General features: G+C 64.8%; 18 protein-coding genes and 1 tRNA gene. 3 read left to right on the top strand and 16 right to left on the bottom strand.

Going from position 1 to position 18,319, the window contains the following annotated elements; translation table 11 throughout:
• Positions 1-117: 117 nt before the first annotated feature.
• The 8 genes from HV796_RS09625 to HV796_RS09590 form a co-directional block, all read right to left on the bottom strand.
• Positions 118-1,683, bottom strand: coding sequence for a response regulator (locus tag HV796_RS09625; RefSeq protein WP_175226237.1), 1,566 nt, complete (start codon positions 1,681-1,683; stop codon positions 118-120).
• Positions 1,680-3,179: a sensor histidine kinase gene (locus HV796_RS09620; protein WP_175226236.1), complete on the bottom strand. Its 1,500-nt coding sequence runs from the start codon at positions 3,177-3,179 to the stop codon at positions 1,680-1,682. Before HV796_RS09620 ends, HV796_RS09625 begins: the two co-directional genes overlap by 4 nt.
• Positions 3,148-4,341: an ATP-binding protein gene (locus HV796_RS09615; RefSeq protein WP_175226235.1), complete on the bottom strand. Its 1,194-nt coding sequence runs from the start codon at positions 4,339-4,341 to the stop codon at positions 3,148-3,150. The genes HV796_RS09620 and HV796_RS09615 overlap by 32 nt, the downstream gene beginning before the upstream one ends.
• Positions 4,326-4,751, bottom strand: a complete 426-nt coding sequence (locus HV796_RS09610; RefSeq protein WP_175226234.1) for an anti-sigma regulatory factor — start codon at positions 4,749-4,751, stop codon at positions 4,326-4,328. The genes HV796_RS09615 and HV796_RS09610 overlap by 16 nt, the downstream gene beginning before the upstream one ends.
• Before the next feature lie 18 nt (positions 4,752-4,769).
• Positions 4,770-5,126: an STAS domain-containing protein gene (locus tag HV796_RS09605; RefSeq protein WP_175226233.1), complete on the bottom strand. Its 357-nt coding sequence runs from the start codon at positions 5,124-5,126 to the stop codon at positions 4,770-4,772.
• An 11-nt stretch (positions 5,127-5,137) separates the two neighbouring features.
• Positions 5,138-6,001, bottom strand: coding sequence for an STAS domain-containing protein (locus HV796_RS09600; protein WP_175226232.1), 864 nt, complete (start codon positions 5,999-6,001; stop codon positions 5,138-5,140).
• Between the two features lie 188 nt (positions 6,002-6,189).
• Positions 6,190-7,770, bottom strand: coding sequence for a tannase/feruloyl esterase family alpha/beta hydrolase (locus tag HV796_RS09595; RefSeq protein ID WP_377693791.1), 1,581 nt, complete (start codon positions 7,768-7,770; stop codon positions 6,190-6,192).
• Positions 7,771-7,970: 200 nt separating this feature from the next.
• A complete protein-coding gene (locus HV796_RS09590; RefSeq protein ID WP_175226230.1) occupies positions 7,971-9,074 on the bottom strand; it encodes an OpgC domain-containing protein in 1,104 nt (367 codons plus the stop codon).
• Between the two features lie 405 nt (positions 9,075-9,479).
• On the opposite strand from HV796_RS09590, the gene HV796_RS09585 reads away from it, so the two are divergent.
• Positions 9,480-11,024 carry a methyl-accepting chemotaxis protein gene (locus HV796_RS09585; protein ID WP_175226229.1) on the top strand — a complete coding sequence of 515 codons (1,545 nt, stop codon included), beginning with the start codon at positions 9,480-9,482 and terminating at the stop codon, positions 11,022-11,024.
• Positions 11,025-11,070: 46 nt separating this feature from the next.
• Here HV796_RS09585 and HV796_RS09580 read toward each other — a convergent pair whose 3' ends face one another.
• The 3 genes from HV796_RS09580 to HV796_RS09570 all read right to left on the bottom strand — a co-directional run bounded on the left by HV796_RS09580 (position 11,071) and on the right by HV796_RS09570 (position 14,220).
• Positions 11,071-11,763 (bottom strand): ankyrin repeat domain-containing protein, encoded by a 693-nt coding sequence (locus HV796_RS09580; RefSeq protein ID WP_377693773.1) that lies wholly within the window; start codon positions 11,761-11,763, stop codon positions 11,071-11,073.
• Between the two features lie 52 nt (positions 11,764-11,815).
• Positions 11,816-12,427, bottom strand: a complete 612-nt coding sequence (locus HV796_RS09575) for a c-type cytochrome (protein ID WP_175226228.1) — start codon at positions 12,425-12,427, stop codon at positions 11,816-11,818.
• Positions 12,428-12,489: 62 nt separating this feature from the next.
• Positions 12,490-14,220 (bottom strand): pyrroloquinoline quinone-dependent dehydrogenase, encoded by a 1,731-nt coding sequence (locus tag HV796_RS09570; RefSeq protein ID WP_175226227.1) that lies wholly within the window; start codon positions 14,218-14,220, stop codon positions 12,490-12,492.
• Between the two features lie 259 nt (positions 14,221-14,479).
• Here HV796_RS09570 and HV796_RS45385 point away from each other — a divergent pair, with 259 nt between their 5' ends.
• A complete protein-coding gene (locus HV796_RS45385) occupies positions 14,480-14,608 on the top strand; it encodes a hypothetical protein (protein WP_281369767.1) in 129 nt (42 codons plus the stop codon).
• A 41-nt stretch (positions 14,609-14,649) separates the two neighbouring features.
• Here HV796_RS45385 and HV796_RS09565 read toward each other — a convergent pair.
• The 5 genes from HV796_RS09565 to HV796_RS44095 form a co-directional block, all read right to left on the bottom strand.
• Positions 14,650-14,725 (bottom strand) — tRNA-Ala (locus tag HV796_RS09565).
• A 54-nt stretch (positions 14,726-14,779) separates the two neighbouring features.
• Positions 14,780-15,121: a c-type cytochrome gene (locus HV796_RS09560; RefSeq protein ID WP_175226256.1), complete on the bottom strand. Its 342-nt coding sequence runs from the start codon at positions 15,119-15,121 to the stop codon at positions 14,780-14,782.
• Positions 15,122-15,141: 20 nt separating this feature from the next.
• Positions 15,142-15,939, bottom strand: coding sequence for a BON domain-containing protein (locus HV796_RS09555; protein ID WP_175226226.1), 798 nt, complete (start codon positions 15,937-15,939; stop codon positions 15,142-15,144).
• A gap of 20 nt (positions 15,940-15,959) precedes the next feature.
• Positions 15,960-16,547 (bottom strand): phosphoheptose isomerase, encoded by a 588-nt coding sequence (locus tag HV796_RS09550; protein ID WP_175226225.1) that lies wholly within the window; start codon positions 16,545-16,547, stop codon positions 15,960-15,962.
• Between the two features lie 230 nt (positions 16,548-16,777).
• Positions 16,778-17,146 (bottom strand): YraN family protein, encoded by a 369-nt coding sequence (locus HV796_RS44095; RefSeq protein ID WP_246355784.1) that lies wholly within the window; start codon positions 17,144-17,146, stop codon positions 16,778-16,780.
• A 229-nt stretch (positions 17,147-17,375) separates the two neighbouring features.
• Here HV796_RS44095 and rsmI point away from each other — a divergent pair, with 229 nt between their 5' ends.
• Positions 17,376-18,248 carry a 16S rRNA (cytidine(1402)-2'-O)-methyltransferase gene (gene rsmI / locus HV796_RS09540; RefSeq protein WP_175226223.1) on the top strand — a complete coding sequence of 291 codons (873 nt, stop codon included), beginning with the start codon at positions 17,376-17,378 and terminating at the stop codon, positions 18,246-18,248.
• Positions 18,249-18,319 lie beyond the last annotated feature (71 nt).

Here is an 18,319-nt window from a genome sequence, read left to right as displayed (position 1 = left end):
ACTTGCCTGGGTGCACTTGCCTGCGTGCTTCACGCAACGCCTGCAACAGACAGCGCCTGCGGACCTGTCTCCAGCGACCCAGCGACCCGGCGACTCGTGCGGCCGCTCAGTGTCGATTCAACCGGCCGGATCGGGTCGCCGTTCGAAGCCGGGGTTGCGCGGCTGCCCGTTCGCGCCATGAGCCGCGATGACACGCTCGACGTCTTCGAGCGACGCGGGCTTCACCAGGTGGTGATCGAAGCCCGCCGCGCGCGTGCGCTGCCGATCGCTCTCCTGTCCGTAACCGGTTAGCGCGATCAGCAGCGCGCCGGCGGTGGCCGGCTGCGCACGCAATGCGCGCGCGACCTGGTAGCCGTCGAGGTCGGGCAAGCCGATATCGAGAATCACGACTTCCGGCTTGAATTCGGGCGCCGCGGACAGCGCCGACGCACCGTCGTACATCACGCACACTTTATGGCCGAGCATCTCGAGCAGCACCGACATCGATTCCGCGCCGTCGACGCTGTCGTCGACAATCATCACGCGCCGCTTCGACTGCGGCGCAGCGGCCTTCGACGCGTGCTCCACCGCCGCCGCGTAGGCCGGCGTCAGCGCGAGCGGCAGCCATACGACGAACTCGCAGCCATGGCCGATGCCTTCGGAACGCGCTTCGATCGAGCCGCCATGCAGTTCGGTGAGCGTACGCGCGAGCGACAGCCCGATGCCGAGGCCCCCCTCCGAACGCGAGAGCGAATCGGCCGATTGCATGAACAGGTTGAACACGTCGCCCAGTTCCGCGGGCGGAATGCCGATTCCGTTGTCGGTCACGCGAATCGCCACCGAAGCATCGACCACGCGCACGTCGAGCTCGATCGCACCGCCGTCGGGCGTGTACTTCGCCGCATTCGACAGCAGATTGCCGATCACCTGCGCGACGCGGATCGGGTCGCCGCGAATCGCGCACGGTGCGTCGGGCATGTTCACGCGCAGCGTGTGATGTTTGCGCTCGATCGACGGCTGATTCGTTTCGACCGCGGTCGCGACCGCCGAAGCGATATCGACGGTTTCCATCCGCAGCGCGATCTTGCCGTGCGTGATCCGTGACACGTCGAGCAGATCGTCCACCAGCCGGCTCAGATGCTCGACCTGCCGGCGCGCGATCATCCGCGCGTCGCGCACGACCGCGTCGGCTGCGTTGTATTTCGGGTCCATCAGCTCGACTGCGTTGCGGATCGGCGCGAGCGGATTACGCAGCTCATGCGCGAGCGTCGCGAGGAACTGGTCCTTGCGACGGTCCGCGTCGCGCAGCGCTTCTTCCGCGCGATGCAGCCGCAACAGCGCGCGCACGTTGGCGACCAGCTCGGCGGGCTCGATCGGTTCGGTCAGGTAACTGTCCGCGCCGCCATCGAGCGCGCGAACCTTGTCGAGCGATTGCACCGCGGCCGCCGAGGTTTGCAGCACGAGTGTCGACCGGGTCTGCGGATCGCGCTTGATGCGCGAGCACACCTCGATGCCATTGATGTCGGGCAGCTTCACGTCGAGCAGCACGAGCGCGGGTCTGCGCGTTCGCACCTGGTCGAGCGCGCCCTCGCCGGTCGCCGCTTCGATCACGTCGAAGCCCGCGTGAAGCAGCACGCGCGACTTCGCGTAACGGGCGCCGTCGTTGTCGTCGACGTTCAGAACGAGCGGGGCGGCCGTTGTCATGCGCGGTCCCCGCGCGCGCCGACTTGCGGGCCTTCCGCTTGCGTACCTTCAACTTGCATACCTTCGCCGACGCGGAACGCGCCGCCCGGGCCGCCGAATGCGCCCGCCTCGCTTGCCAGCGCGAGCCGTACCGGCAACGTCGCGTAGAAAGTCGAACCAACGCCGAATGTGCTGTCGACGCCCACGTAGCCGCCGAGCAGCGCCGCGAGCTTGCGGCACAGCGGCAGGCCGAGGCCGGTGCCTTTCACCCGCTGCTGCAAATGGCTTTGCACTTGCCCGAATTCTTCGAATATCACTTGCTGGTGCTCCTCCGCGATACCGATGCCGGTGTCCGCGACCGTGAACGTGATGTGCTCGCCGTCCGGCTCAAACCGCGCGGCCACGCGAATCTCACCGCGCTCGGTAAATTTGAGCGCGTTCGAGACAAAATTACGCAGAATCTGCGTGAGCTTCGCCTCGTCGGTGAAGATCGCCGGCAGCCCTTCCGGGTCTTCGAAAATCAGCCGCACCGCCGCGTCGGTCAACAGCGGCGTGAGCATGGTGCGCAGTGCGGCAAACAGCTCCGACGGCCTGAACGAGCTCGCCAACACGTCGGTTCTGCCGGCTTCGATCTTCGCCAGATCGAGCAGATCGTTGACGATTTCGGTGAGATCTTCGGCCGACTTGCGGATCAGTAGCACCTGGCGTTCCTGCTCGTCGCCGAGTTCGCCATCGAGCCGGTTCAACAGCAGATTCGTCAAAGCACGGATCGAACTGAGCGGCGTGCGCAGTTCGTGGCTCATGTTCGACAGGAAGCGCGTTTTCATCGTATCGGCGCGGCGCAGCTCGTCGGCGCGCTCGTCGAGCTCCGCGTACAGCGCGACCACGCCACGGTTGGTTGCTTCGAGTTCCTGCGTAAGCCGAGTCAGCTCGTCCTGGCGATCGCGCAGCTCATTCAACGTCGACAGCAGTTCACGGTTCTGCTCCTGCATCTCGTCAAGCGAGTCGCGCATCGCTCTATCGGCCGGCGCAGCGGCCACGCGCGACCGTGCCGAGTCCAGCGTCAAGGCCTTGACGATCGCGTCGATGCCGGCCGGTGCGATTTCCTCGCGGTCCGCCGGCAGCACGCGCGCCATCGTCACCGTCGTACCCGTTTGTGACGATTCGATCGTGCAGCGATCCATCAGACGCCGGCTGCCCGCGATGCCGCGACCCATGCCCGTCGTCGACCGGTAGGTGCCGTCGAGCACCGATTCCAGATCGCGAATGCCGGGACCGCGGTCGCGTACGTCGATCAGAAATGCCTGCGGCTTCGCATGCACGTCAAACGCGAAGATCACTTCGCCTTCGCTCGCATACTCGAACGCGTTGCGCGCGATCTCGGACACCGCGCTCGCGATGCGCGTCTGATCGAGCGTCGAAAAGCCCAAGCCAGCCGCGATGCCGCGCGCCCGGCGGCGCGCCGCAACCACGTCCTCTTCGGCCTCAATCCGGATTCGGAGTATCTGGGTTGCCATGCGTGAAATGTACTCCCTGGTCCGCTTTCACCACCACCACGGTGGCATCGTCGCGACGGCGCGCGAAGTCGCGATACAGCACTGCGGCAATCATCACCGCGGGTTGCAGATGCAGGCCGGGATAAGCGGACAGATCCCAGCGCGTGCCGATGCCGTCGGAGTGCAGGATCAGCAATGCCTCGCGCGTCCACGGCACTTCGAATTCCTGCGCGTCGCGCATCGTGTGACCAACGATGCCGTTGCGCGAGGTCAGTTGCCACTGGCTGCGCTCGCTTTGCGCCGCGGCAGCGACCAGCGGCAGATGCGCCGGCTGTCCGGACACGAGTGCTGGACGGCCCACTCCCGATACGCATGCGGCGATGTTGCCGGTGCCCGAAAACGTAAGCTGCGAGCGGGCGAGATCGACGCGCGCGATCGCAACCGCCGCGCCGCGCGTCGAGCGCAGCGCGTCGTGCGCGTACTGCATCAGCGACGCGGGCGAACGGCCGGCGCGGCGATGCACCGCGTGAATCGCGCCGGCCGCGGCCACGTGCGCGTCCGGCCCGTGGCCCAGCCCATCGGCGAGCGTCACCGTCAAACCGTGCTGATCGGCTTCGACGCCCCATGCGTCGCCGCACACCATTTCGCCCGGATACGGCACGCACACGCCGCCGATGTCGGCACCCGACGCGGACGGCGGCGTACTCCGCGGGTCGGCCAGGCCCGGCCCGCGGCTGCGCACGCTCGCGCGCACGATCGTCCCCAGTTGCGGCTGCGAGTAAATCGATATCTGCTCCGACAACCGCCGGATCGCACCGAGGCCGGTGCCCGGCGTGCCGGCCGTCGAGCGGCCGTCGTCGAATGCGGCGCGCACATCCGCAATACCGGGGCCTCGGTCGATCGCCAGCACTTCGACGCCGCCGGCGCCGCCCGATGCGGCCGCACCGTGCGCGACGGGCAGCGGCGGCAACTCGCGCACCAGCAGTTCGCCGTGCTGCGCGTGCTTCAGGATATTGGTGGCCGTCTCGGTGACGATCAGCGCGAGCCGACCGAGGTCGGTCTCGTTCAACCCGCACTTTTGCGCCGCATCGCTTGCGCCGCGGCGCGCGAACGCCACACTGCTCGCGTCGGCTATCTCGAACGAAGCATGCATGCCGCGCAAACCGTTCAGCGACGTTTCCATTTCGTGATCGTGACCGTCGTGCCCTTACCCGGTTCAGAGTGAATCTCGAACTCGTCAGACAGGCGCCGCGCGCCGCCAAGCCCAAGACCGAGCCCCGAACCGCTTGTAAATCCGTCCTGCAATGCGCGCTCGATATCCGCGATGCCGGCCCCTCGATCGACGAAGGTCAGGCGCAGCCCTTTGCGCGTGCCGTTGACGACGACGCTCAGATGCGCGTCACCGCCGCCGCCATAAAGCAGCGTATTGCGTGCCAGCTCGCTGGCGGCCGTGACGAACTTGGTCTGGTCGACGAGCGAGAAGCCTTGCGCGATCGCCTGATCGCGGACGATCTGCCGCAACCGGACGATTTCCTGGTCCGAGCGCAAGCCGACCTCCATGGTCGAAGTCACGGTGACGCCGGTTGGATCCATAGGCGGGTCCATCCGTCATCAACGGCGCCGCTGCTGCAGCAGCGCCATCCCGCGCTCGACATTGAGCGCGGTGCGCACGCCGGACAGCGTGAGGCCGAGCTCGACCAGCGTGATCGCGACCGACGGCTGCATACCGACCACGACCGTTTGCGCATCGAGCACGGCCGACATCGCGGCCGTATTGCTGATCATCCGGCCGATAAACGAATCGACGATATCGAGCGCGGAGATGTCGATCAGCACGCCCTTTGCCGAATCCTTGACGATGCGCGCGGTCAGGTCGTCCTGCAACGCAAGCGCGAGGCGATCGTGCATGTCCACCTGAATCGCGACGATCAGGTAGTCGCCCATCCGCAAAATCGGAATGCGGTCCATGGCGGCGCGCCTCAGTTCGCGGCTCGCGCCGCAATGCTCGAGCCGGTGCGCTGCAGCGCGATGACGAACGCATCGGCGAGCGTCGCCTTGGTGGTCACATTCGTGAGGTCGACACCCAGATGCACGATGGTTTGCGCGATCTGCGGGCGAATCCCGCTGATGATGCAATCGGCGCCCATCAGCCGTGCGGCGGCGACCGTCTTGAGCAGGTGCTGCGCGACGAGCGTATCGACGGTCGGTACGCCGGTGATGTCGATAATCGCAATCGACGCGCCGGTTTCGACGATCTTCTGCAGCAGGCTTTCCATCACCACCTGCGTGCGCGCGGAATCGAGTGTGCCGATGAGCGGCAGCGCAAGAATGTTTTCCCACAACTGCACGACCGGCGTCGACAGTTCGAGCAATTCTTCCCTCTGACGCAGGATGATCGACTCGCGGCTGCGCTGGAACACTTCGGTCGTATAGAGGCCGAGTGCGTCGAGCAGCAGGCTCACCGTCCAGCTGGTTTCGGCGAGCGCCACCGGGTCGTCGCTCAATTCTTTGCGCAGCCGCGCATAGAGCGGCCGCTTCAGCGAAAACACGAAGGTGGCGGTTTCCACTGGCGTGAAACCCTGCCGCGCGCGAAGGCCGGACACCTCCGCGAGAAACGCGCGCACCGGGTCCCACTCGGGTCGGCTGGCGTCGAATGTATCCACGCTCGTCAATGTGTCGACAAACACATTCAGGAAACCGCGGAACTGATCCGACATTTCCGCTTCGGTCGTCAAGCCTCGACGCAGTGCGATAGACAAATGCTCATTCAGCCAATCGCTCAGCAATGCGTCGCGTTGTCGCGTCAGCACCTCGATGAGAGGGGCGCCTTTCGGTTTGTTCATGGACGCTCCGGAAAAGACAGCAAGTAAGTATTGCTAGATTTACTTTCGCGCAAATCGTTTGCGCGCACCCTGTGGGCAATCGTTACCGAATCCGTGCAGCGGTGGCGGCATTTTCCGCGAACCGATTGTGTGAGCAACCAATAGTACAGGCGCGGTGCGGATTGCGGGCAATTTGGAAGGCCGCGGATTCAGGGCTGCGCACAGACAAAACTGCTCGCGCGATTCATATCGCCCTTGCCGACATAACGCGGAAATAGCGGGTAGCGGCACAACGGCCGCGTGCGGCCGTTAGTGGCCGCGGCGATGTCGGTGGCTGTCAGCGTTTCCGGCGACACGCCATGCGTGACCCAGTTGTCGAGCGCGCCGAGCAGATCGACCGACGGCACGAACACGCCGCTGCCGTGCTGATAGCCCGGCACCATATAAAGCCGCATGAACGAATCGACACGCGCCTGTCCGTAGCGCGCGACGAGCGCGTCGCGATACGCGATGGTCTGGTTCGGACTGATCACCTCGTCCGCCAGGCCTTGCAGCGTGATCAGCTTGCCGCCGCGCGCGATATAGCGCGACAGGTCCGGATTCATCGCGCCGATCGTTTCCGACAGCTCGACCAGTTGCGACTCGTAGCGGCCCGGATGCAGCACGTCGAAGCCCAGCGAATCGAACGACGCGTCCTGCGCGACGAAGTAGCGCAGATAGCCGTCGCCTTGCGTGAACAGATAACCGTTTGTCGCGAAGGTCGGCGCCAGCTCGCGATGGGGCTCGCGCCCGAGGCCAAGCCCGCCGGTCAGGCGTGTGCCCTCGAATACGTTATAGCCATGGTAGCCGCCGACATTCCACGCGAGCTGGTACGGCAGCGTCAAACCGTCTCGTAGCAGGAAGAGCGTTGCAAGCTGCTTATCGGTCAGACATTCGTCGTCATGCGCGCTCCCGTGCGCAGCATTGCTTGCGTCTTCGCGTTCGGCATGCGCATTCGCGTGACGGCCGGGCTTGGCATGCCGCGGGCAGCGTAGCGCGTCGATCACTTCGGCTTCGCGTTTGCGGCATGCGGGGACATCGCTGACAATGCCGTCCGCCGCGCCGTCGAGCTTGTCGCATATCGCAAGCGTGCGCTGATACACACGTTCGAGCAGGGTAGGCGGCACATAACCGCCAGGCGTCCGGTACTCGGCTTCGCCGATCTTCACGCCGATCAGCCGCACACCCGTGAAGTTCAGCGCCGGCGAATCGGCAATCACGCCGTCGTAGTCGTCCGGAAAGCGCTGCATCACCGTGTAGCCCTCGCGGCCGCCAGTCGAGCCGCCGGCAAAATACATCTTGTCGGGCTGGCGGCCATACGCGCGCGTGATCAGTGCGACGGCGGCATCGTGTGTCTTTTTCAGGTGCGCGTAGCCGAAGTTGATCACCGCTTCGTCGTTCAGGCCGAACGCCGCCATCGACGAATTGCCGACGTGGCCTGAGTCGTCACCGAAGGTGGCATAGCCCTGCGCAAGCGGTGCGTGCTCCGGCGAAAACGGCATCGTGCCGAGACCGCTCACCACGACGCCGTTGTATCCGCCGCCGCCAAGCTGCAGCGCGCGGCCGTTCCAGTTCTGCGGGAGATTCAGGTCGAAGCGGATGTCGGGCGTGCCGGTTTTCATCGCCTTGATGCTGCCCGTGATCCGGCAATAGTCGCCCGCTTCGTTGCCGGCCGCGCTCGCTGGAATCAGCGCCGCGGAGTCGATACGCACGCCGTGGGTGGGCAACGCGATCGTTTTCGGCGGCAGCATCACGCCGGTCAGCTCCGCGCAGCGTAACGACGTCGCGTCATACGCCTGTATTGCGGCCTGATCCGCAGCCGGCCGTTCGGCCTTTTCCGCCGCCGCCTGCCGCGCCGCGCACCCTTCAATGCCCGCTACCACCACGAGCAGCAGCGCGCCGGCGCGGGCAAGCGCGCATGCCGCGCGAAACAGCGCCGGACGCACGCGTGTCACACGTCGGCTCCGCGCACCGCCGGGCGCCGCGCGGGGCGCGTCCAGTCGTGCCATATGCGCGCCAGCGCCAGCACCGCGATGATCGCGACCAGGTCACCGGCGAGCGCAGCGAGACCGTGCGCGACGCCGTGCAACGCGCGCGGCGTCGCGGTATCGACGACCAGCGAAATCACCGTGCCGCCGACGAAGCAGACAAGCCCCATTTGCCCGACCGTGACGATGCCCGGCAGACGCTGCGCGAGTTGCGCAACCACGCCGTTTCGGACGAGCCCGACAGCGAGCCAGGCAATCGCAATGAAATTGATCACACGTTCAATCGACAGGTTCTGTTTCAGATGACCGGGCAACGGTTGCGTCAGGATAAACAGCTTGACGACCGCGAAGGCGAGTGCGGCCGCCAGCGCGATGCGCGTCAGCCACCGCCCGGCACGGGTGGCGAGGAAACCGTCGCTGACCGGCCTCACCCTGCACAGGATACCGAGCACGAACATCAGTTGCCATGCAAACGGATTGAAAGCCCAATCGCCGACATCGTCAATCCGCAGCAGCGTCGCGAGCGGCCGCGCCGCGAGCCACACCACCACGCTCAGAGCAAGCGCCGCGCCTGCTGAGCGCCGCGCGAGCGGCACGATCCATGGCACGACAAGCGGAAATAGCACATACATCGGCAGCACGCTCGACAGATACGGCTGCCGGCGCAGCACGGCGATATCGAATGCCTCGCGCAGCGGCGTCGCTGAAAACGCAGGCCAACCCGTCATGTCGACCATCGGCCGGTTCAGATGGAAAAGCGCGAGTACCGCGCCGGACACCAGCGTAAGCAGCGCCGTCAGCAGATACGCGCGGTAGATCTCGAAGCTGCGTTTGAAGAAGCGATTTCGCACGGCCTGCGTGCCGCGTTTGGCGAGCACCGCGTCATACGCCGCGGCCGACGCATAGCCGCCGAGGCATACGAACACTTCAGCCGAATCGCATAGCGCATACGTGTGCAGCATCAAGTGCGATAGCACGCTGCCAGGGATGTGATCCAGCGCGATGACGATCAATACGACACCGCGAAAAAAGTCCACTTCGATCGAGCGTCCTCGGCGGGGGAGCATGGGAAGTCTCGGGGAGTGTGCCGCTGGTTGCAGGGAAAATCACGCAAGCGTTCTCGTCAGCCTAGCGCCATTCGACGACGGTCGCTTAACGGAGCATTTCCGGCTAACAGAATGAAATCTGCGCGACGTTTACGCGCGCGAAATGACGGGCAATAACAGGTCATCTGAAAGATATCGAACCGACGGTGTACGAAGTTGCCGCTCGCATTACGAAGTTTGCATGGCTTAACAACGGTCTCTGCGAAAAGCGCACTCAAGCTGGCCGCCGCAAACCCGTAAACGTTGTCGTCGGGGCAGCGATCGGACACCGGTCCTCGACAGTTCGCTTCGACAATTCGCCCGGACAACCTGCATGAACCACCTGCCTGAACAGCCCGCTGCGCGCCCGCGATTCGAGAGCTATCCATGACCATCGTTCGACGACTCGCGATTACCCTCGGCGTTGCGCTTGTCGCGCTGCTGTTTGTCGGCGGCTACGGACTCGTGCAATTGTATGCATCGAATCAGCGCATCGACGGCCTCGAAACGCGCACGATTCCGGGACTCAAATCGATCTCGACGGCGGCGAGCGATGTCACCGAGATGCGCCTTAACGCGTACCGGTACGTGGTCGACGGCATCGACGATGCGAGCCGCGCGGATATCGCCGCATCGATCGCCGATGCCGACAAGCGTTTCGATGCCGACCTGGCCACCTATCAAGCTGCCGACGATCAGGCCGCCAGCCTGCTCGCGGCGGATCGCGCGCGGATGGATCAGTACCGCAGCGCGCGCAGCCAATACTTCGACAAACTGCGCGCGGGCGACCGGGACGGCGCGCTGTCGATGTTGCATGAAGGCGGCGCGGTGCACACCGCGGCGCTCGCACTCGACAAATGCCTGCACGATCACCTCGACTACGATATCGCGCAAAGCCGTGCGATCCGCGATGAAAACGCCGCGCAGTTCAGAACAGTGTTCGGCTGGATGATTGCGATCGTCGCGGCCGCGATCATCGCGACCGGTGCGTTCGGCATTCATCTGTACCGGCTGATCGGCAACGGGCTCAACAGTCTGCAGGCGACCTTGCAAAAGGTCAGCAATTCACTTGATCTGTCGCAGCGGGCGCGTGTCGAGCGGATGGACGAAATCGGACACACCGCCGCCGCGCTGAACCGGCTGCTCGAGCGGATGGCGGATGTCGTCGCCGAGGTGCGGCGCTCGAGCGATGCGGTCGGTATCGCGTCCAGGCAGATCGCCGCGGGCAATCTCGATCTGTCGACTCGCACCGAAGAGCAAGCGGTCTCGTTGCAGCAGACCGCGGCGAGCCTCGCGCAATTGACGGTCACGGTGCAGCAGAACGCGGACAACGCGAAAGAGGCCAGTTCGCTCGCGCTCAACACGTCGCACATCTCCGACGAAGGCAATCAGTCGGTCGAGCGGATGGTCGGCACGATGAGCGAAATCGCGTCGAGCTCCGCGAAGATCGCCGAAATCACGTCGCTAATCGAAGGCATCGCGTTTCAGACCAACATCCTCGCGCTGAACGCGGCGGTCGAAGCCGCGCGTGCCGGCGAGCAGGGGCGGGGCTTTGCGGTCGTCGCATCGGAGGTGCGCAATCTCGCGCAGCGCTCGTCGTCGGCCGCGCGGGAAATCAAGGAGCTGATCGAGCGATCGGTCGCGACGATCCGCTCGGGGTCGAGCCAGGCCGAGGAAGTGGGCCGCACAACGGCACAGGTGCAACAGGCGATCCGGCAGGTCGCGTCGATCATCGGCGAGATCGCGACTGCCTCGGATGAGCAGGGCCGCGGCATCGAACAGGTCAATCAGGCAGTCAGCCAGATCGACGAAGTGACGCAACAGAATGCGTCGCTCGTCGAGCAGGCCGCCGCGGCCTCCGGCTCGCTCGATGAGCAGGCGACACGGTTAAGCGGATCGGTGGCGGTGTTTACGGTTGGCGCCGATGTTTAGCAAGGTCAGTCGAAGTTGACCCGCGGTTGACTCACGGTTGCTTGGCTCACGGTTGGCTCGCGGTTGGCTGGCTCACCGCCCGTTCGTGCGGCGACAGCAGCGTCGCCACCTGGCCCGAGTGCGTCTGCGCGGCAATGTCCATCGCCGTCATCCCGCGATTGTCCCGCAACGACGCATCGGCGCCGCGCGCGAGCAACAGTTTGGCGGTCTCCGCGCGGTCGTAGCCGGCGGCCCACATCAGTGCGGTCAGATCGTTGTTGTAGCGGCGATTCACGTCCATGCCCGCGTCCAGTAGCAGCTTGACCGCCGCGGTATTGCCCTGGCCTGCCGCATATTCCATCGCGGTCTTGCTGACGCGGTCGACCGCATCGGTATCCGCGCCATGCGACAGCAGCAGACCGACCGTGTCCGCATCGCCGCCGTAGGCCGCGGCCATCAGCGGTGTGATGCCAGCCACATCCGCCTGACGCACGTTTGCACCCCGTTCGATCAACATACGAGCCAGCGCGGTCGAACCCTTCTTGCACGCGGTAATCAACGGGGTGTCGCCGATCCGGTTGCGCGAGTCGATGACCGCGCCCTGGTTCAACGCGGCCTCGACTGCGCCCGTGTCGCCACTGCGCGCGGCGTTCAGCAATTGCTCATTCAGGCTATCGTCCGCTCCAAGCACAGGCATCGACACCGCGCAGGCAATGCCAAGCGACGCAGCGGCGCATGCGACCCATCTGACGATTCTCATGCGATGTGTTCTCCTCTGTTTACCGGTCTGTGCATCCACGGATATCGCAGCGCTATTGAAGGCTGGCGACATACGCAGCGAGGTTGCGAATGTCGTCATCCGACAGATTGCGCGTCACGCTAGTCATATTCCCGGCATCGTTCGTGCGCGTGTGCGAGCGGAAGTCCCGTAACTGCTTCGCAATGTATTGCGGATACTGCCCGGCCACTCGCGGTATTTCGTTCTGGCCGATAAATCCGCCCAGATGACACATCGTGCACAACACCTCCGCCGCCTTGCGCTTGCCCGCGTCGATGCTCGCCGCGTCCGCGTCGACTTTGACTGGCGCGGGCCGCTGTTGCGAAAAATAGTCGGCGAGGTCCTGCATGTCTTCGCGCGACAACGTCGCGGCGATCGGCGACATGCGCGGGTCGCTGCGCCGGCCTTCCTTGAAATCCTTCAGCTCAAGGTAGAGGTAGCGCTGCGTCTGGCCCGCGAGAATCGGATAGTCCGGGTTCGTCGAATTGCCGAGCGGTCCGTGGCAGGCCGCGCACACTTGCGCTTTCGCCTTGCCCGCTTCGGCATCGGCATGTGCGAGCGTCGACAGCGCCGCGGCGCAAAGCCCCACCGCCAGCCAACGTGACGCGATGCCCGCAAGCCACAGCAGCGCCACGCACCGGTGCATGGCGCGCCGCCCCGTGCACCGCGATGCGAGGGCGGCTCCCGATACGGCCGTCATCGCAACCGTCATTGCAACGCGAACACGAGCACCGTATTGCCACGCTTGAAGTCGAGCTGCGTATTGCCGCCGGCCGCAACTGCCACATACTGCTTGCCGTTCACCGTGTACGACACCGCTGGCGCATTCACGCCCGCGCCGCACTGGTACTCCCACAGCTTCTTACCTGTCGATGCGTCGTATGCGCGGAAGTAACCGTTGCCTTCGCCGTTGAACACGAGGCCGCCTGCGGTCGCGAGCACGCCGCCGATCAATGGCTGATCGGTCTTGACGTCCCACGCGATCTTGCCGGTGTCGATATTCACCGCCGACAGCTTGCCCCATTGCTGCTCGGATGGAATCGTCTTGAACGCGCCGCCGAGCCACAGCTTGCTGCCGCCCGGATACGCGACGTCGGTGACCTGGTAAGTCATCGGCTGGTGCAGGTTTGCCGCGTAGGCAAGACGAGTCTGCGGATCGAACGCCATCGGCGACCATTCGACACCACCGTTCGCGCCAGGCAGCATCCGCGCGCCGGCTTCGGTCGGCAGCGTCCACATGTCTTCCTGCGGGATCATTGCTTGTGAGAAGCGGATCAGCTTGCCGGTCGCGCGGTCGTGCACGTACACGTGTCCGGTCTTGCCGCCGTGGATCACGCCGGGCACCATCTTGCCGTCCTTGTCGCGCACATCCACGAGAATCGGCGGGCTCACCGCGTCGAGGTCCCACACGTCGTGTGCGATGTACTGCGAGTGCCACTTGTATTTGCCGGAGTCGAGGTCGACCGCGACCAGCGAATCGGTGTAGAGGTTATCCCCCGGCCGGATCGCGCCATACAGGTCCGGCGACGGATTGCCGACCACGAAGTACACCGTGCGCGTCTTCCGGTCGACCGCGGGGGTCATCCACACGCCACCGCCGAGCGTCTTGTAGAAGTCGCCGCCCTTTGACGCAAGCTGCTGCTTTTCCTTCGCGATGTCGCGTTTCATGTCGCGACCGGTCGCGTCGGTGGTCGCCCAGACGCCCTCCTGGCCGGTCTCCGGAATCGTGTAGAACGTCCACAGCAGATGGCCATCGTTCGCGTCAAACGCCTTCACGAAACCACGGATACCGTACTCGCCGCCGTTCGTACCGATCAGCACCTTGTCTTCGACAACCGTGGGCGCCATCGTCTCCGAATAGCCCTGCTCGGGGTCGGCGATCTGCGTCTCCCACAGCAGCTTGCCGGTGTTCGCATCGAGCGCGACGAGCTTCGCATCGAGCGTGCCCATAAAGAGCCGGTTGCCGGAAATAGCGACGCCGCGGTTGTTCGGTCCGCAACAGAATGTCGTGACCGGTCCCATCTTGTGCTTGTAATGCCAGAATTCCTTGCCGGTCACCGCGTCGACCGCATAGACGTGATTGAACGATGTCGTGATGAACATCACGCCGTGCGACACGATCGGCGCCGTCTCCATCGACTCGTTGACCGCTGTCTGGAAGATGAACACCGGCCTCAGCTTCGACACATTGGTGCGGTTGATCTGCTTGCCGGGGTAGTAGCGCGTCTGCGTGTACGAGCCGTTCGAGTGCAGCCAGTCGGATGCATTGCCGGCCGCGGCATCGAGTTGCTGTTGGGTGACGGGCTGCAGAGCGGGCATGGGCGCGGAGGTCGTGGTCGCGCCGCCTTGCACTTCATCTGCGCAGAACACGGGACTCGATGCCAAGGCCAGCACAATCGAGAAGCACGCTACGGGTAGTGCATTGCGGAATGCATGCATGAGAGTCTCCTTGGTTGTTATTACCTGCGGGTTTCGTCATGCGAATCAATGTGCGGCGCCGCTCCGCTTAGCGGCGCCGGATAACCGATGGCGCGACCCGCCCGAACGCGAACGCGTCCGGTTTTAAACCATTGCTTGCTCTATTCGACTGTTTTGCAGTGCAACGGATGGGAGACCGTGGCTGGCCCTCTCACCGGAAAGCTGGCTCGTTACAGCGTAGGCGATTGGATTCGCATTTTCTAGAGGGGTAGGGAATGCAATGAAGGCGACCGCACGTTGCTGGCAGATCGGGATTCATCTGGTCGGATTGGAACCGGTCGGCGTGCGGACCCGGATGTGTTTGGACGAGATCGGACTGCGCGGGCAGCAAAAAACAAAAACCCCGTAAGTGACGACCTTACGGGGTTATCGGATGCTGTCTATGTTTGTTGGTGGAGCGGAGGAGGATCGAACTCCCGACCTTCGCATTGCGAACGCGACGCTCTCCCAGCTGAGCTACCGCCCCAACGAATCCCGCAATTCTAGCACAGGCGTTTTTGCATTTGACAAGTCCGCGCCGTCATTTCGAAGGCGCACCGGCTAGCACCCATTCGACGACCGTGCGGATATCGGCATCGCTCATCGCCGGGTGCGCGGGCATCGGAATCACGCCCCATACGCCGGAACCGCCGTCTTTCACTTTGCGTTCGAGCGTGGCTTCAGCCTGCGTGTTGCCCTTGTAGCGGCTCGCGACCTGCTGAAACGACGGCCCGACGAGCTTGCGGTCGATCGCATGACACCCGAGGCACGCATTGCGCTGCGCGATCAGAAGACCGCGCGGCGTATCGGCAGCACGTGCCGTGGGCACGGCCGCCATCGCCGAAAGCGTGAGCGCCGCGCCGGCAAGTATCGCCCGACGCATCGGACGCGCACTTCGATGCTTCACTTCACGACCTGCGGGCTACCCGGCTGTACATTCGAGTTCGACACCGGCGCCGGCGGCTGCTGATCGAGCGGCTTCGACGATACCGACGCCCCCGGCACCGCGCCGGTCGTCACGTCGTCAGGCGCCGCGGCTGCGGCGGGCGACGACGCGCTCGGCGCCGATGCGGCCGCGGCGGCCGCAGCCACCGCCTCCGAGGGCTCGATGTACTGGAACACCTTGACGACCTTGGTCACGCCCGGCACTCGGCTCGCGACATTCGCGCCCTGCGCGCCTTCGTCCGGCGTGACAAGGCCCATCAGATAAACCGAACCGTTCTCGGCAACGACCTTGAAATTGTTCGCGGACAGATTCTTTTCCGCAATCAGCGCGGTTTTCACGCGCCCTTCCAGGTAGGTGTCGTTCGTGCGCGACGAAAAGTCAGTCGTCGGAGCGACGCTCAGCTCGTTGACGATCGCGTGCACGTTGTTGATACCGCGCACGATGGTATCCGCTTTCTGTTTCGACGCTTCATCGGGCACTTCGCCGGTCAGCAGCACACGCCGGTTGAACACCGTCACGTTGACGTGCCCCTGGCCACCGAGGCCATCGTTGATCTGCGAGATCGCCTTCACCTGGATTTCGCGATCTTCGGTTTGCGCGCCGAGCGTGCGCCGGTCGGTCGCCACCAGCGCGCCGCCGCCCGCCGCGGCGCCCACCGCCAGCACGCAGCCTTGCAGCGTCGCCGCCAGGCCCGCGGCCAACCCCACCACGAGCGTGGTCCTCACTAGCGTACTTTTCACGCGGTATGCGCTCATCAACTCCCTCTCCTTCGAAGTCATTCTTCGCCCAGCAACATCGCATCGATGCCGTCGCACAAACAGTGGATGGTCAGCAGATGCACTTCCTGAATGCGCGCCGTCCGCTCCGACGGCACGCAGATATGGATGTCGAGGTCGGTCAGCACGCTGTTCACGTTGCCGCCGCCGTTGCCTGTCAGCGCGACGACCACCATTTCGCGCTCGTGCGCAGCCTCGATCGCCGCCAGCACGTTCGCCGAATTGCCGGACGTGGTGATGGACAGCAGCACGTCGCCGGGCTGGCCGAGCGCGCGAATCTGTCGCGCGAAAATCTGGTCGTACGCGTAGTCGTTTGCGAGCGAGGTGAGCACCGACGTATCGGTTGTCAATGCAACCGCCGGCAGGCCAGGCCGATCCCGTTCGAAGCGGCCGATCAGTTCGGCCGCGAAGTGTTGCGCGTCCGCCGCCGAACCCCCATTGCCGCACGCGAGAATGCGGTTGCCGTTCGCGAGCGCGCCGAACATCGTGTCGATTGCGGCGGCAATCGGCAGCGCCAGGGTTTCCACTGCAACGAGTTTCACTTCCGCGCTGTCGCGGAAATGCTGTTGAATACGTTCGACTGACATCGACTCTCTATCTTGTGCTGCGCGTTTCATACCGCGCGTCTGACCGCGCCGGGCATACCGCAACGTGTGCGGCGGCGACTTGCGCCGCGCGGCGCCGGCGGCTGGCGTCAACGCTTGGCGCGTCGGATCGCTTTCGCGCGGCACGGCGTACCCGATGCGCGTTCGCAAGTTTAGCGTACTCGCGTGCATAATCGGGCAGCAAATGTCGCGCGCGTCGGATGTCTCGCGTGTCAGCTATCGTCCGCGCGAAACGCATCGCGCAGCCAGATGAGGCGCCCGGCTTCGAACGCGATCACGTCGAAGCGGCACGCCGCGGCCTCGTACGGATGCGCAGCGAGATAGTGCTGCGCGGCGCGCACGATGCGCTGCCGTTTATGCCAGCCGACGCTCGCGCGCGCACCGCCGTAGCGGGTCTGCGCACGCGCCCGCACTTCGACGAACACGAGTCCGCCATCCGGATCGCGCATCACGAGATCGATCTCTCCGCCACGGCACACGACATTGCGCGCGACAAGGCGCAGGCGCTGCCGCTGCAGGAAGCCGAGCGCGTGTGCTTCGAACTTCGCGCCGATGCTTACCGCGCCGGGTTTCGATCGCACGCCACCCTTGGCGCTTTTCGACCGCGCGCTGGACGGAAAGTTGTCGTCCCGGTTGCATTCGCTGCGGTTGATGCTGTTGCAGTTGATGTCATCGCGGATGGAATCGCTGCAGCTACCACTGCGATTCCCATCGCGTGCGCGCAGCGCGGCTTTCGCTTGCGCACGCTTATGTGGGCCGGCGCGGTGGCACAATGTCGGCCTTGTTCCGTCAGTCTGCGTCTTCAGTGTCATGACTCCTCTCTCCGAACTCGCGCAGCAGCAGCACTATCCGCACGGCGCGCTATACGTGGTCGCGACGCCGATCGGCAACAGCGCCGACATCACGCTGCGCGCGCTGCACGTACTCGGACTGGTCGACCGCATTGCCGCCGAAGACACGCGCAACACCGGCCAGCTGCTCGCGCGCTACGGCATCTCGAAGCCGCTCGTCGCGGTGCATCAGCACAACGAGCGTGCCGCTGGACTGCGCATCGTCGAGCATCTGCAGGCGGGCGAGCGGGTCGCCTATGTATCGGACGCGGGCACGCCCGGCATCTCCGACCCAGGCGCAAAGCTGGTCGATGCGGTGCGCGAAGCCGGCTTGCCGGTCGTGCCGCTGCCCGGCGCAAGTGCGTTGGCGACTGCGCTCAGTGTGGCCGGCGACTGGGTTGCGACCTTCTCGTTTCTCGGCTTCCTGCCGACCAAAGCGAAGCAACGCGCCACGCAGCTTCAACAGTTCGCGGCGCACCCGCACGCGATGGTGTTTTACGAAGCACCGCATCGGATCGTCGAAACGGTCGGGGCGCTCGCGGGGGCGTTCGGCGGCGCGCGGCGCGTGCTGATTGCACGCGAGTTGACGAAGTTACATGAGACGCTGCACGGCTGCACCCTGGCCGAAGGGCCAGCATGGCTCGCGGAAGATCCGAACCGGCAACGCGGTGAGTTCGTGCTGGTAGTGCAGGGCGCCGCGCCGCAGGCCGCGGGTGAGCACGATCACGACAAGCTGCTCGGCATTCTGCTCGACGAACTGCCGGTGAGCAGCGCGGCAAAGGTGGCGGCGGCCATTACCGGCGCGTCACGCAATGCGCTGTATTCACGCGCGCTGGAACTCAAAAAAGACTAGGGCCGCACAGGCGGCCCTTTGTGGGTTCGAATGCGCTACGACGTGTGGCGCGCGAACCGTCACGTCATATC

It is taken from the genome of Paraburkholderia humisilvae (assembly GCF_902859855.1).
GTDB classification, from domain to species: domain Bacteria; phylum Pseudomonadota; class Gammaproteobacteria; order Burkholderiales; family Burkholderiaceae; genus Paraburkholderia; species Paraburkholderia humisilvae.
This window is presented reverse-complemented; position numbering and strand designations above follow the sequence as displayed.